Source organism: Microbacterium sp. JZ101, assembly GCF_053903175.1.
Genome location: NZ_CP096400.1, coordinates 483,989 through 497,684, shown reverse-complemented (window position 1 = coordinate 497,684; position 13,696 = coordinate 483,989). Strand labels below are relative to the sequence as shown.

Genomic DNA, 13,696 nt, shown 5'->3' with positions numbered 1-13,696 from the left:
AGAGCCATCCTCACCCGGATCGGCGGCGCGGCACGCCCGGCGCGCGGGCGCGGTTTGGATTTTCGGAGAGCGTCTGCGTATGCTTGATCGTCGGCAAGCGTGAGCCCCGGGTTCACACCGCGGCCCCATCGTTTAGCGGCCTAGGACGCCGCCCTTTCACGGCGGTAGCACGGGTTCGAATCCCGTTGGGGTCACTCAAGCTGATACAATTGAAAATCGTGTGCGAAAGCACATTCATGGCCCTGTAGCGCAGTTGGTTAGCGTGCCGCCCTGTCACGGCGGAGGTCGCGGGTTCAAGTCCCGTCAGGGTCGCTCCAAGCGACGGGCCTTCTTTCGAGAAGGCCTTTCGTATAGGAAGCGGCAGTTTTTCTGCAGCTCGGCTCTGTAGCTCAGTTGGTAGAGCGCACGACTGAAAATCGTGAGGTCACGGGATCGACGCCCGTCGGAGCCACCAAGAAAAACCCCTGGTTCGCCAGGGGTTTTCGCGTTGCCACGGATGGTGCTGGGGTGGCCGCGTCTGGGGTTGTGCCGGTTTTGTGCCGGTAACGATGCAGTTCCGGCGCCGCTGGACCACCCGACCTCGACCGCGATACACTTGAGATACGGCGGGCAGTAGCCCTCGGGGCCTGGCAGTCTTCCGGACGGTATGACGAGCCAGGCTCACGTGTTTCTACAGCCGAGTGACGCGAGCCTCGACGATCGACTCCACGCGACGGATCCAGTCGCCACCGTTCGAGTAGCACCACGCCACCGCATCGCTCACCCACAGCAGCGGGTGCTCATGCGGCGCGACATGGCGATACAGCAACTCCGACCCATCCTGTCGACGGAGGACATCGGCGATCAGCCGTCGATCGGCGCGCTCGAGCGACTCGTCCCGCTCGATGATCAACTGACTCACGCCCGCGCGAGCGGCCTCCTCTACGAGCGCTTCCAACGACAGCGGACGCGCCTCCTTGTCGGGCAGCTGCTTCACCACCCACACGGCCACCCGCACGTCGAGGGCGCACATGCGGGAAAGGATCTGCCGACGACGGCTGTCACTCTCGCTCTTGAAGTGAATCCGGCGCTGACCTGGCTTGAGGAGGTCGCGCAGAGAACGTTCTGCAACCTGAACGTCGCCGATCGCCGATGCGGTCGCGACGACGTAGTAGCCCCGAGCCTTCGACTCGTCAACGTAGACGCGGTCAGCTGGGCGGAAGGTCACGGATCCACCGTAGATCGACGGCGCAGGCCCCCTGAATGCGCCGTGCTCGAAATCCGCCAACGAGCCGTTGGCGAATTGGGCAACGTCTCGGTGACCTATTGGCCCAACCCGCTACGGGGCAGTCTCCTTGCGAGCTCAGGCGAATCCACCTGCCAGCTCGGAACGCAGCGCGTCGAGTACGTCTCCGCCTTCCCCCAACCGCAGCACGTCGATCGGACGAGCGCCGCCGAGGTGGGCGTTGCGGCCGGTGAGCCAGGAACGAGCTACCTCCGGGCGGAAGCTCTCTCGAAGCAGAGTCCTGAGTTCAGCGATGACCGTGACGTCGCGGGATGTGCCCGCCACAACGTCATCGCTGACGAGGACCTCAATCAGTTGGTCCTCCGAGTCGCGGTCACCCATAGGAACCGCCCCGCCGCCAATCGTCCAACAAGCCATTGGACAATTGCGCAACGGACCGTTGCACAAATTCGACGTTCTCGGCCGAGGGCTCCAAGCCGTCAAGCTCGAGGCACTCACGGATCTCCGCGTCATCCGGCTCGTGGCCGTTGAGTCCTCGGACGAGGACGATCGCGGACGCGATGCCGCGGATCGGATCAGGTTCACTGCCAGGGCCGAGGTGCTTCAGCTGCTTGACCATCGGTTCTCCCTACGGTTCGTTACGGAACGAACGATCCGTAACGAACGTCTGCAGCCAGACGTCGACGGTCTCGAACGGGATCGGTGCGTAGCCGAACGCGTCGACGCCCACGTGGAACTGGCGTCCATCGGCGCCGCGGTCGCGGGCGTGAGTGTGGCCGTGGATGAGCGGAAGGCCCTCATCGATCGGTCGGTGTCGCTGGTGCCGCTCGACCTCCTGCGAGTCGCCACGGTACGGATAATGCGACGCGAGCAGCAGACGGCCGTGCCGCACGCCACGCAGGATCTCGGGTAGCACCATCCATCCCGCCGCTTCGTACAGCGGAAGAAACCTCTCGATCGCGCGCTTCGTCTGAGTCGCCGAAGACACGCGATCGTGGTTTCCCGGAACGAGGTACCGCCTCCCGTGAAGCCGAGATGTCAGCGCGAGACTCTGCTCGATCGGACCGAGCGCCACGTCGCCGAGATGCAGCACAACATCATCCGGCGCGACGGTCTCGTTCCAGCGGTGCACCAGTTCGGCATCCATCGAGGCGAGGTCGGTGAACGGCCGGCCCGCGAGCTCGCTGATCCGGGCGTGCCCGAAGTGCGTGTCGGAGGTGACGAACTCAACTGTGTCGAAGTCGAACCAGTCATCGTTCAGCGACTCTGCCATCACCGGCTCCACACAGACGGCGGCAGCGAGGTCGACCAGTGCGGTCGCGCCAGGTCGTCCGCGAGGGACAGGACGTAGTCGCGGAGTGACGGCGCCGGCACCTCGTCGCGCCAGAACTCGCTCACGCCAGCATGTTGAGCAACCCACAGGGGCGGCTCGACGCGAACGTCACGCACTTGCCTGAGCCACTCGCCTTCGATCACTTTCGCCGCCCACTCGTTGGCGACCTCATATCGGTCGAGCAGCAGCGCTCTCGCCTTACGGCAGATGTCTTCTGGGCGCCCGTTCCCCGTCGATGCGATCCCAATCTTGAACAGTCCTGCCTCTCGGAAGTGAATCACGTACACCTCGTGAGGCGACCACTGCCGCAGCTGCTCGGCGGTATCGAGCACGATGGGTGGCCCATCATCGAGTTCCTTTCGCGCGAACGCAACGTACTGCTCGGTTCCGTCACGGTGCCGTTCTGCTGTGTCGCCAAGCCTCGCCTCCGCGCGAACGAACACGACCCGACCCTCGTCCCGAAGTGGGCGCCGACCCGCAACAATCCAGCTCAACGCTTGCTTGCTCGTCGGGTGCATAGTCCACCATTCCGATTTCACGGGACGGGCCCGAGGCGGCAACGCGAAGCCGAGTATCGCTTCGACCTGTTCGAGCGTCACCTCGATCTCGTCGAGGCCATCGTGAGCGCGGAGGTACTCGTATAGGGGCGCATACTTGCCCATCTCGATCTCGTGGTGCATGTCCCTACTCCCCCATCAGCTTGTCAAGTGCGCTGTTCGCGCGGAATGCGGCATCCGATCGTGCGCGGCTGTATCGCTCCGTCACCTGGAGCGATGAGTGGCCGAGGATCGCTTGCACATCGTTCGCGGCGGCGCCGGCGTCGAAGAGCATCGTTGCGAGGGTGTGACGCAGGTCATGGATCCGCAGGTCGGGACGATCGAGCTTGTCCCGCAGCGCCGCCCAGTCGACCGCGCGACGCAAGTTCGACGTGTTGATTCGACCCCCACGCGGGCCGACGAAGACGAGGTCAGAGCGTCGCTTGCCCTCCGTGGCGCGAGTCATCGTCGGCAACAGCACGGCCGGCAGCGGCACAGTGCGCTCCTTGTGACTCTTGGGCGTCTGCTCGATCACCTTGCCGTCCGCGCCCGTCGAGAAGCTGCGCCGCACATGAACGACCCTGCCCAGGAGATCGACGTCGCCAACCCGCAGCGCACTCGCCTCTCCAGCCCGCATCCCCGTGTAAACGAGGGCGGTGAGATAGTCGCGGTACGGGCCCTCATCCACGCTCTCGAGCATGGCCTTCACCTCCGACACGGTCAGCGCCCGGGATCTGAAGCTCCGCGCACGCTCGTCCTTGGGACGACGAGCCAGTCGCGCGGGATTCGCCTCGATGAGCCCCGCTCGAGCTGCGCCATCGAGCAGCCTGCTCAGCGTCGAGAGCGCGTCATTCCGCGTCGAAGCAGATCCCTCCCAGCCCGCGATCGCGTCGTCGATGTCTCCGACCGTGATCGACTCGAGCTTGCGATGTCCGAGCCAGGGCTTGACCCGCTTGCGCCATGCGCGCTCATAGGCTCGAGCCGTCGACGGCCTGACGCCAGACTCGATGGTCGGCCAGTAGCGCGCGTGCCAGGTGGTCAGTGTCATGGCACCGTCGGGCCGCACCCGCTTCACGGCCTCCGCCCGCAGCTTCTTGGCCTCCGCGAGGGTTTCGACGAGGAAGCTCCGTTCGCGGTCCTCGCCGTTCAGCCCCATCACCCAGACGCGCACCTGGTACTTGTTGCGGTCCGCTCGGTACCGGATGCCGTCCGGCAGGGGCTTCCTGCTCTTCGGATCGCGCCGCACAGACGCTTCACCGGGCGAGCGCACGAGTCCCACCCGCTTCGAGGAAGGCTTTGATTGCCGACGTCTTCCACAGCATGTGCTTGCCCATCTGCGCGTCGGGGAACGGCACTCGCGCCTGTCTGCGGAGCGCATCGAACGTCGACAGCGGCACCCGGCATCGCGCGGCAACCTCCCGCCGAGTCAGGTACTCGTCCGCGTCGATCGCCTCCTCCAGGGGCGCATCCATCACTTCCAGGTCGTCACGCATCTCCTTCTCCTTCCTTCGATGTAGACCTCGTCCTGCGGGCATCACGCCACTCACGAGCTGCACGAGCGGCCTCCGTGGCGAGAGCGCGATCCCCGTCGGTGAGCCAGCCCATGCCCGCGAAACTCCACGACCCGACGACCAGGACCTCGTCAATGTCATGCCCGTCATCGCGCATGCGCTCGAGCACCCGATCGACGCGCCAGCGCCTGCGTGCCCCGCGAAGCGATCCGAGCGTCACCGAGTAGCGACGGGACTTCGACGAGAAGTGGCCCCGGAACCCGAGCATGTTCGACCACTTCGACAGCAGCGCGTACGGGCCATCCACCCCGTCTCGTTCTGAGATCGCGGTCGCCACCTCCTTGAGCCGCTGAACGTGCGGACGTTGCGCGCCTGAGCCGTCGAGGTCGTCGGTTGCTTTGGTCGCGTACTTAGCGATGTAGGCGGCGACTGCACGGTCGGACAGCGCACCGTCCAGGCCGTCGCGGCGAACGATCGGGCGCACGTCGAGCTGCTTGCCCCAGCGGAGGACCCGCGGCGCCAGCTCCCCCGGTACGCGAGGCGCTTCGAAGGCGACGCGTCGAGCTGCACTTCGGATGGCGGCGACGAGGTGACCCTCCGTGACCCACGACGGCGGCGCAGCGAACTCAGCGAACTCGTTCACGCCGTCAACGCGCACGATCGCGTGAAAGTGCACCGCGCCGCGCCGCTGGAATTCGGCGACCTTGGCGAACTGCACGCGGACGACTTCGGCGGCAGCTCGCTGCGTAAGGCCCAGCTCGTGAGCGAGGCTCCTGCGCAGCTGGATTGTGAAGCGCCGCCAGAGCTCCGGCGCGAAGAACTGCCACGCGATGTGGCCCACGTAGTCGTAACAGTCAGCACACAGCGGGTCACCGAGCTGCGGGTCCTCCGCCTCGTGGCCGCACCAGCAACCGCGGGGCCGACCATGCTCACACTCACCGTTCCGGCGCGAGGACGCGACGGAGTGCACCGCACCGAACGAGGGCGCCGTGAGCGTGAGGAACACCATCGGATGCTCCGCCACGCTCTCGGGGACGTCCTTCATCCCGCCGGCGGCACCAGCCATGATCATGTGCCAGGTGTCGCCCTTGTACTCGTGACTGCATGACTCACAGCGTCGGGCCCGACGGTTGCCGCAGCGCGTGAAGGTGAGACCGTCGGGCTGCGCCTGCGCCGAGAACTCGCCCACGACCTCGCCAGACTGAGCGTCGAGCGTGACCGAGGATCCGATGAGCCGCACGGGCTTCGAGCAGAAGCCAGTTCGGGCAGCCCCGGCCATCCAACGCTCGAACTCCGGACTGCGCAGGCGCGCGGCGACGGATTCAGCGAGGCTCATCGTCGACCACCTCCACCGGAACCGCGCATCCGACGGCGTATACCGCGGCGACCGTCGCATCCTCGCGCAGCACGGGTCGACACACGGCATCATCGAGACCGTCAGCGCGCCGTTGCTCCTGCCACACGAGGATCTCGTCGTCACTGCAGAAGAGGTTCGCCGTGCGCCCGTAGTCGTCGAAACCTCGAGTGCCATCGTCGTCATAGGTGGCGCGATACTGTTGCGCGTCGCGATCCCAGGTCAGCTCGAGGTTGCAGCCGGGACGAGTGGCATCATCGACAGCCACCGAGCTCTCCACGGTGGAACTGCCCAGGCCATAGCCCGCAGCCGCTCCGACACCCCCGGCCAGTGCGAGGCCGACGAGGCCGCCGGCGACGGCCCCCACCCGCTTGCTTGTCTTGCTCATGCTTCCTCCTTGCTCGTTGTCTTCGTTCGACGGCCGCGCGGTCGTCGAGCTGGTTCTTCCGGCTCCTTGGGGATCTCGATCGGCCGCGGATGCGGGGCGCGGAACGTCGCCGCCGCCTCGCGGATCTGGTCATCGGCGAAGTAGGCCGCACGTACCCGCCGAGGCGCACCGCCCTCATCGGGAAGGACGTAGGCGACGCCCGGTGTCGAAGACGGAATCTCGTGGCACAGCGCGCCGGCCGAGACCGCGCCGTCCCCGAGCACCATCGCCGTCTCCATGCGATCGCGTAGCCGGAGACCGACCGTCTGAGTGAAGAGACCACGCGCGGGCAGAGTCTCTTTACGCGGATCCTGAAGGCACGCGAACACCACGAATCCAACGGCGCGCCCCTGTGACGCGAGCGTTGCGAGCGCCGCGTTGGCTCGTCTCAGCAACTCGCGATCCGTCTCATACGACGTGAGTGCAGCGAGTTCGTCGATCAGCACGATGACGGTCGGGCTCTCCGGCGAGGCCAGATGCTGCCGCGTGTGCCCCGCCAGAGACCGAGCACGCTCTTGCATCTCCCGCACGGCTTCCTCGAGAAGAAGCACGGAGCGCAGCGCGTCGTCCGCAAACCTCGTAAGCAGCGCGCGACCCATGGCGAGTTCCATTCCGCCCTTACGGTCGATGCCCCAGACCTCGACGCTGCCTTCGCGGATCGGCTGCGCCAGGCCCAGGAGAAGCCCCCAGACAAGCGAGGCCTTGCCGCTGCCCGATGCGCCAGCGACGAGAGTGTGAGGACCGACAGGCAGCCGCCACTCCTCTCCGCCCTCACCGAGCCCCATGACGACGGAGCGGCCGTCCCATCCCTCACCGATCGGCAGCGAGAACGGACGGGCAAGCGCATCGGTGTACTCAATGTGCAGCGCCAGGGCACTGAGCCGATCGCCGGCAACCGTCACGCGCACCGCCTCGAACGCCTGTGCGATCCGGCCGCACTGCACGACCAGGTCCTCGCGCGTCAGCCCCGGTGGCGGGAACACCGGGAGCACGCAGGTCCATCCGTTCCAAATCGGCTGGCCTGCCCCGGTCACGACGTGCTTGCCGGTGAAGTCGCGCACTTCAAGCCCCAGGTTCACCGCGAGCGCAGGCCAGGCCGCGAGAATCTGCTTCCCTCTCGCATCTCGCCAGCGACGATTCAGGACCTCCCCCATGCGACGACCGGCGAGCACCCGTCGCAGCACGATCGCCGCGAGCATGCCGAAGACGAGCCAGTTGGTGAGCTGACCAACGGCCGGGTTCCCGTGGAAGAACGTCAGGACCACGAGGAGGAGCAGCAGCCACTTGCCGGCACGCCACAGCCGGGGCCACTCCCCCGCCCAGTACAGGCGCTCAGTGCGCCATGACCAAGGCATCACTCGCTCCCGCGGGGCTTCGGCGCCGGCTTCATCTCGCGGGCGCGCAGCGAATATGCGACGCGCGGCCGGCCGCCGTTCTCCTTGACGTAGGGCGTGACTGAGAGCCCTTCGAAGAGAACAGGTCGGAACGGGAGCCCACCGGCCTCCGGCGGCGCCTGGGGCTCCGTGACGCTCGCGATCTTGACCGTCACCTCGTTCTGCCCCTTGCGAGCCTCGGGATCGGCGTCGATCACGCGCACCTGCCAGAGCGGATGCCCCGAATGCTTGTCGAGGTCCTGCCCCTGCCGCTCGCCGTCATCCGACCACCTCACGACGGGCTCAACCTCGCCCACCATGTACGCGCCCCGAGGGAAGTACGCCTCGAAGCTCACCGGGATCGCTGTCTGCAGTGCCATTGCCAACTCCTCTCAGTTAGTGAGCGTTTCGCTCACATACCCAGAATGGCACTTACTTCTTACCGAGTCAACGTTTTTCTCACTTTGGTCCTTCTTGGCTTGCGGCTATGGCGAAGTGGCCGCCGAGTAAGCTGACCGGTGTGGAGGTGGCCCCATGGGTGAACAGTTGACGACCCTCGCCTGGGGGGTTGTTCCCGAGCCCGTTCGCGGCGTGCTCCAGCGACTGAAGGAGCGCGCCGCCGAAGGCGTCGACGCCATGGACACCGACAAGATCGGTGGAGGCACCCCCAGGAACCACGACGAAGCGTTCCTCAAGATGTCTTGGGCGGCGGAAGCGGCGGACCGCGCCACGCGCGACTATCGCAGCGTCTTCAACGCCTACGCCCACAAGTTCCATCAACCGAAGCCACCGATCGGTGAGCTGGCGGCGATGCAGGGCGCGATCACGCAGTCGTTCGCCAAGCGATACACGCCGAAAACCGTCGCCGCGATCGAAGCACTGCTGTCGCCACAGCCCGACCTCGAGGCCATCCGTGTGGGTATCCGCGCGCTCGGCTTCGAGGACCTACGTGGAATCACGGACACTCTGGACGATGCGCTTGCCGAAGCGGAGGCTGATCCAAAGTTCCAGCCTTGGTTGCCTGCGGCGGACAAGGCGCGCAACACCAGCCGAGCGATCCTCAGCGAGGTCGACGAGCAACTGTGAGAACTTTCTTTACTCGTTCAAGGCCGACCTTCGGTCGGCTGGGCGGGCACGGCACTGCGGTGCGTCCGGTCCTCGCTACGCTGCGGTCCGGGCGCTCCTCGGCCGCGCCCGCCCGCCCCTTCGTCACGGCAGCGATGTGGCGTCGACAAGCACAGATCGGAAGGAGTGCCGGTGTCGCGATTGTCGGATCTGCTGCGAACGCTTGAACAGCTCGACCCCAAGCTTGCGAAGGATCTTGACGACGAGATCCGCCCGCTTCAGAAACGTCTGCCGTTCGGCCTAAACTTCGAGCGCCACGCGCCTGAGGCGGTCGAGCTGGCTGGCCACCGCATCCGCAAGGGGAACAAGGTCCGCGTGCTCCCTCCTCGTGGCTCCACCGAGCGGGGTGACCAGCGCCTCTGGTTCGTCGACTCGATGCGCGGGAGTTTCGCCGAAGTCTCCACGCCGAACGGCGAACAGCGGGAGACGCAGCTGGTCCCGGTCGAGGACCTGATCCTCGTGGCCGAGTTCCGCGACCGCATCTACCCTGGACTCCGGCCCGATGGCATTGTGGGACGGGGCGGCGACAAGCCATACCACACCGTTATCAGAGGCGAGAACTTCCACGTTCTTGAACTGCTCACATTCACGCACGAGCAGAGCGTGGACGCGATCTACATTGACCCGCCCTACAACTCAGGCTCCCGTGACTGGAAGTACAACAACGACTACGTGGCCGATGATGATCTATACCGCCACTCAAAGTGGTTAGCCTTCATGGAGCGACGCTTGAAACTTGCGAAGCGCCTGCTCAATCCCAATGATTCAGTGCTTATCGTCACGATCGACGAGAAAGAATACCTGCGGCTCGGCCTGCTACTGGAGCAGACGTTTCCTGAAGCGTCGATCTCGATGGTGAGCTCTGTCATAAATCCCGCCGGAGCAGGACGCGTCTCGGACTTTTCACGTACCGATGAGTACGTCTTTTTCTTGAGGATCGGCAGCGCCCGCGTGGCACCGGAGGACAGGCAGCTAACAGAGACGCCAGTGGTGTGGGACACGCTGCGTCGTAGCAGTCTCGCCGGCGCACGCGGGCGGAAAGGCCGGGGGGCGTGCGGGCCGAATCAGTTTTATCCGATCTATGTCGATCGGGAGTCAGGCCGAATCCGCTCAATTGGCGAGCCAATGCACGAGCACGTTTCAGTCGCAGATGTGCCATCGCGCCCGGGGTGCGTGGCGGTGCTGCCGATCCGACCAGACGGCACCGAGATGAACTGGGGAATCACTCCGGATGTTGCGCGGGAAAGGCTCGCTCATGGCCATCTACGGGCCGGAAAGCACACGCCCGGCGCGCCGCAGGAGTATGTGATCAGCTATCTCACCGCCGGAATCGTTCGCGACATCGGTCTGGGGAAGGCGATCGTCAAAGGACACCGCGAAGACGGCTCCGTCGATGCGTACTATCCGACAGGGCGCGAGAAAATGCCCACCAGCAACTGGAACCGTAGTTCACATGATGCCCAGCGGTACGGCACGGAAATCCTCAAGGCGCTTGTTCCGGGGCGAGCGTTTCCATTTCCGAAATCGCTGTACGGCGTGGAAGACGCCCTTCGGTTCTTCATTGCGGACAAGCCCGACGCCGTCGTGTTGGATTTCTTTTCTGGCTCGGGCACGACTGCACACGCCGTCATGCGCTTGAACAAGCAGGACAACGGGCGACGCCAGTGCATCTCAGTCACCAACAACGAGGTCTCGGCCGAGGAGCAGGCCAAACTGCGCAAGCGGAAGCTGCGTCCGGGCGACCCCGAGTGGGAGCAGTGGGGCATCTGCGACTACATCACAAAGCCACGCATCCGCGCCGCAATCACCGGTGAGACGCCTGACGGCTCCTCGATCAAGGGCGACTACAAGTTCGTCGACGAGTTCCCGATGTCCGATGGGTTCGAGGAAAACGCCGCGTTCTTCACCCTTAGCTACGAGTCTCCGTGGATGGTCGAGGCAGACAAGGCGTTCGCCGCTATCGCACCGATGCTTTGGCTGCGAGCCGGTGCCGTCGGCGAGCAGATCCACTCGATCGAGCACGGTTGGGCTGCCACTGACAGCTACGGCATTCTCAAGGACCTGGACCTCGCTAGCGACTTCATCACCGAACTCCAGCGCCGCGAGGGAATCCGCGTCGCCTACGTGGTCACCGACGACGACGGGCGCTACCAACAGGTAGCGAGCGAGATTCCGGGCATCGAGACGGTGCGCCTTTACGAGGACTACCTGCGCAATTGTGAGAGCACGGGTGACATCTGATGCGGTTCACGCTGAAGGACTACCAGGCCGACGCTGTCGGCGACACACTGCGCGAGCTCGCCTCGGCAAAGGACTTCTACCGAAGCGCGAGCAAGCGCGTATCGTCTGTGGCCCTGACCGCGACCACCGGTGCGGGCAAGACTGTCATGGCGGCCGCCGTGATCGAAGCAATGTTCTGGGGCAGCGACGATTTCGACGTGGTGCCTGACGAGGGCGCGGTGGTGCTCTGGTTCAGCGACGACCCTGCGCTGAACCAGCAGACCCGTCACCGGCTTGAGCAGGCGTCGGACCGCCTGCGGAACAGGCTAGTGACCGTCGAGCATCCTTTCCGCTATGCGAAGCTGCTGCCGGGTCACGTGTACTTCCTGAACACCTCGAAACTCTCGCGAAACAGCCTCCTAGTGCGGGGCCACGATGACACGAACACGCTCGACGGGATGCAATTGCACCCAGATACCGTGCCGTTCACGTTCTGGGACACGCTGCGCAGCACGATCGAGGACGGCGATCTCACGCTCTACATGGTTCTCGACGAGGCCCACCGAGGCATGGGAAAGCGGCCCACGGACACTCCGACCATCGTGAAGCGCCTCATCAACGGCCACAGCGGCGTGCCGCCGGTGCCGATCGTATGGGGTATCTCTGCTACCGTGCAGCGATTCGAGGCGGCGATGACCGAAGCCGAGGTCCAGTCGAACCGCGTGCACCTCGGCACTGTGCAGGTCGATCCCGTGCGCATCCAGGAGTCTGGCCTCCTGAAGGACGACATCGTGCTCGACTTCCCAGCGGAGACCGGCGACTTCAACACGGTGCTGCTTCGCCGAGGCGTGCGCAAGGTGAAGGCGCTATCCGACGCATGGGCGACGTACGCAGCGGAACAGGGCATCGACCCGATCAAGCCGCTGATGGTGCTCCAGGTGCCGAACAAGCCCGCGGCCGATGAGATCGCCTCCGCCATTGACGTGATCCGCGACGAGTGGCCGGAGCTGGAGTCTGACGCGGTCGCCCATGTCTTCGGGGACCACACCGCACAGACGTTTGGCATGCACAGCGTGCCGTATATCTCTCCCGAGCGCGTGCAGGATGCCTCGTACATCCGGGTGCTGCTCGCCAAGGACGCGATCAGCACGGGGTGGGACTGCCCCCGCGCAGAGGTGATGGTGTCATTCAGGCCGGCGAAGGACGAGACGCACATCACGCAGCTGCTCGGCCGCATGATCCGCACGCCCCTCGCGCGACGTATCGAGGGCAACGACCTGCTCAACAGTGTCGAGTGCATCCTGCCAAGGTTCAGCAAGTCGACTGCAAGCCTCGTGCTGGAGAAGATCATGGGCAACGACCTGACGGGAGGCGACGGCACGGGCCAGCGCGTGCTCGTCGACCCGCAGCTCATGACGCCGAACGACGTGGTGCCCGACGAGGTCTGGGAGCTGTTCCAGGCGCTGCCAGCGGAGACTCTGCCGCGGAAGCACGCCAACCCCATCAAGCGGGTCACGTCGCTCGCGCATGCCCTCGCAGCCGACGGCCTCGTGCCGGACGCGGGCAAGATCGCCCACGAGCGCCTCCACGGTGTGCTGAACGGAATGGCTGCCCAGTACGCCAAGGATCTCGCAAAGGCACGTGAGGACGTGCTCACGGTCGCTGGCGGCACCGTACGAGGGCAGGCCCGCCACGGCATGCGGCGGGACGAGTCGTGGACCGAGGCCGCCGACGACCGCGCAATCCAGGACTCCTACCGCAGCGGCGCCCGCACGATCACACCGGACGTGGCGCGCAGTTACATCGAGCACCTCACGGCCGATGCTGACGACGAGGATGATTTTCGTGACGCCTACGTCCGGGTCGCGGCGCTCGCGATGCTGACACAGACCCGTGCGAAGCTCGACGAGGAGGCAGACGCCATCTCGAAGGAGTGGCTCGATCAGCACCGTGTCGCGGTCAAGAGCCTGCCCGAGTCGCGGCAGAGCCTCTACGCGGAGATCACCGCCATGAGCACCGACCCGCAGCTGATCTCGATGGCTCTGCCTAAGAACCGCCAAGAGGAGACGAAGCGAGCCGTCGGCGACAGCGAGCAGGTCCTCGAACGGCGTGCCCTGCATCTACTCTCCGATGACGAGGGGATGTTCCCGGTCGGCAAGCTCAACCCAGATGAGCTCGAGGTCCTCGACACCGAGATGGCTCGCCCCGGCGTTCTGGCCTGGTACCGGAACCCGACGGGTGGGCGAGACTCGATGAGCATCGCCTACCGCGGCTCGCACGGCGAGTGGCGCACGTTGAGGCCCGATTTCCTATTCTTCGTCGACACCGAGGACGGCGTGCGCGCGAGCATCGTAGATCCGCACGGCCACTGGCTGCCGGACGCCGCTTGGAAGCTGCACGGCATGGCGAGATTCGCCGAGGTCTACGGGGACGGGTTCCACCGGATCGAGGCGATCAGTCGCGTCGACGGGAAGCTCCGAGTGCTTGACTTCAAGCTCGCGGACGTGCGGGCGAAGGTACTTGACGAGTCGGATGCTCGGTTCGCATACGACCGAGCAGCTGTGGCTTACTAGAACATCACGCGGCGAGGAT

Annotated in this window: 14 protein-coding genes and 3 tRNA genes; 6 read left to right on the top strand and 11 right to left on the bottom strand. The window is 65.4% G+C overall.

Translation table 11 applies throughout. The annotated features are described in order from the left end of the window. Window positions 1–121: 121 nt before the first annotated feature. The 3 genes from M1D56_RS02200 to M1D56_RS02190 all read left to right on the top strand — a co-directional run bounded on the left by M1D56_RS02200 (window position 122) and on the right by M1D56_RS02190 (window position 454). Window positions 122–194, top strand: a tRNA-Glu gene (locus M1D56_RS02200). Window positions 195–238: 44 nt separating this feature from the next. Continuing rightward, a tRNA-Asp gene (locus M1D56_RS02195) sits at window positions 239–312 on the top strand. A gap of 66 nt (window positions 313–378) precedes the next feature. Continuing rightward, window positions 379–454: transfer RNA gene (locus M1D56_RS02190), tRNA-Phe, on the top strand. Between the two features lie 216 nt (window positions 455–670). Here the strand turns inward: M1D56_RS02190 and M1D56_RS02185 are convergent. The 11 genes from M1D56_RS02185 to M1D56_RS02135 form a co-directional block, all read right to left on the bottom strand. Beyond that, a complete protein-coding gene (locus M1D56_RS02185) occupies window positions 671–1,207 on the bottom strand; it encodes a hypothetical protein (RefSeq protein ID WP_456284548.1) in 537 nt (178 codons plus the stop codon). Window positions 1,208–1,342: 135 nt separating this feature from the next. Further along, window positions 1,343–1,606 (bottom strand): antitoxin Xre/MbcA/ParS toxin-binding domain-containing protein, encoded by a 264-nt coding sequence (locus tag M1D56_RS02180; protein WP_456284547.1) that lies wholly within the window; start codon window positions 1,604–1,606, stop codon window positions 1,343–1,345. Next, a complete protein-coding gene (locus M1D56_RS02175; RefSeq protein ID WP_456284546.1) occupies window positions 1,599–1,844 on the bottom strand; it encodes a hypothetical protein in 246 nt (81 codons plus the stop codon). Before M1D56_RS02175 ends, M1D56_RS02180 begins: the two co-directional genes overlap by 8 nt. A 9-nt stretch (window positions 1,845–1,853) precedes the next feature. Further along, window positions 1,854–2,498 (bottom strand): metallophosphoesterase family protein, encoded by a 645-nt coding sequence (locus tag M1D56_RS02170; RefSeq protein WP_456284545.1) that lies wholly within the window; start codon window positions 2,496–2,498, stop codon window positions 1,854–1,856. Beyond that, window positions 2,498–3,238, bottom strand: a complete 741-nt coding sequence (locus tag M1D56_RS02165; protein ID WP_456284544.1) for a hypothetical protein — start codon at window positions 3,236–3,238, stop codon at window positions 2,498–2,500. The genes M1D56_RS02170 and M1D56_RS02165 overlap by 1 nt, the downstream gene beginning before the upstream one ends. 4 nt (window positions 3,239–3,242) lie before the next feature. Continuing rightward, entirely contained in the window at window positions 3,243–4,373 is a 1,131-nt protein-coding gene (locus tag M1D56_RS02160) for a tyrosine-type recombinase/integrase (RefSeq protein WP_456284543.1), read from the bottom strand. Then, entirely contained in the window at window positions 4,348–4,587 is a 240-nt protein-coding gene (locus tag M1D56_RS02155) for a hypothetical protein (protein WP_456284542.1), read from the bottom strand. Before M1D56_RS02155 ends, M1D56_RS02160 begins: the two co-directional genes overlap by 26 nt. Further along, on the bottom strand, window positions 4,580–5,941 hold the full coding sequence (locus M1D56_RS02150; RefSeq protein WP_456284541.1) for a replication initiator: 1,362 nt from the start codon (window positions 5,939–5,941) through the stop codon (window positions 4,580–4,582). Before M1D56_RS02150 ends, M1D56_RS02155 begins: the two co-directional genes overlap by 8 nt. After that, window positions 5,928–6,347 (bottom strand): hypothetical protein, encoded by a 420-nt coding sequence (locus tag M1D56_RS02145; RefSeq protein ID WP_456284540.1) that lies wholly within the window; start codon window positions 6,345–6,347, stop codon window positions 5,928–5,930. The genes M1D56_RS02150 and M1D56_RS02145 overlap by 14 nt, the downstream gene beginning before the upstream one ends. Further along, window positions 6,344–7,741, bottom strand: a complete 1,398-nt coding sequence (locus M1D56_RS02140; protein ID WP_456284539.1) for an FtsK/SpoIIIE domain-containing protein — start codon at window positions 7,739–7,741, stop codon at window positions 6,344–6,346. Before M1D56_RS02140 ends, M1D56_RS02145 begins: the two co-directional genes overlap by 4 nt. After that, a complete protein-coding gene (locus tag M1D56_RS02135) occupies window positions 7,741–8,139 on the bottom strand; it encodes a plasmid replication, integration and excision activator (RefSeq protein ID WP_456284538.1) in 399 nt (132 codons plus the stop codon). The genes M1D56_RS02140 and M1D56_RS02135 overlap by 1 nt, the downstream gene beginning before the upstream one ends. Window positions 8,140–8,293: 154 nt before the next feature. Here M1D56_RS02135 and M1D56_RS02130 point away from each other — a divergent pair, with 154 nt between their 5' ends. From M1D56_RS02130 to M1D56_RS02120, 3 genes are all read left to right on the top strand, one after another. Beyond that, complete coding sequence (locus tag M1D56_RS02130; RefSeq protein ID WP_456284537.1) at window positions 8,294–8,845, top strand: hypothetical protein; 552 nt, start codon at window positions 8,294–8,296, stop codon at window positions 8,843–8,845. A 171-nt stretch (window positions 8,846–9,016) separates the two neighbouring features. Then, window positions 9,017–11,125 (top strand): site-specific DNA-methyltransferase, encoded by a 2,109-nt coding sequence (locus M1D56_RS02125; RefSeq protein ID WP_456284536.1) that lies wholly within the window; start codon window positions 9,017–9,019, stop codon window positions 11,123–11,125. Then, a complete protein-coding gene (locus tag M1D56_RS02120) occupies window positions 11,125–13,677 on the top strand; it encodes a DEAD/DEAH box helicase (protein WP_456284535.1) in 2,553 nt (850 codons plus the stop codon). Before M1D56_RS02125 ends, M1D56_RS02120 begins: the two co-directional genes overlap by 1 nt. Window positions 13,678–13,696: the final 19 nt, after the last annotated feature.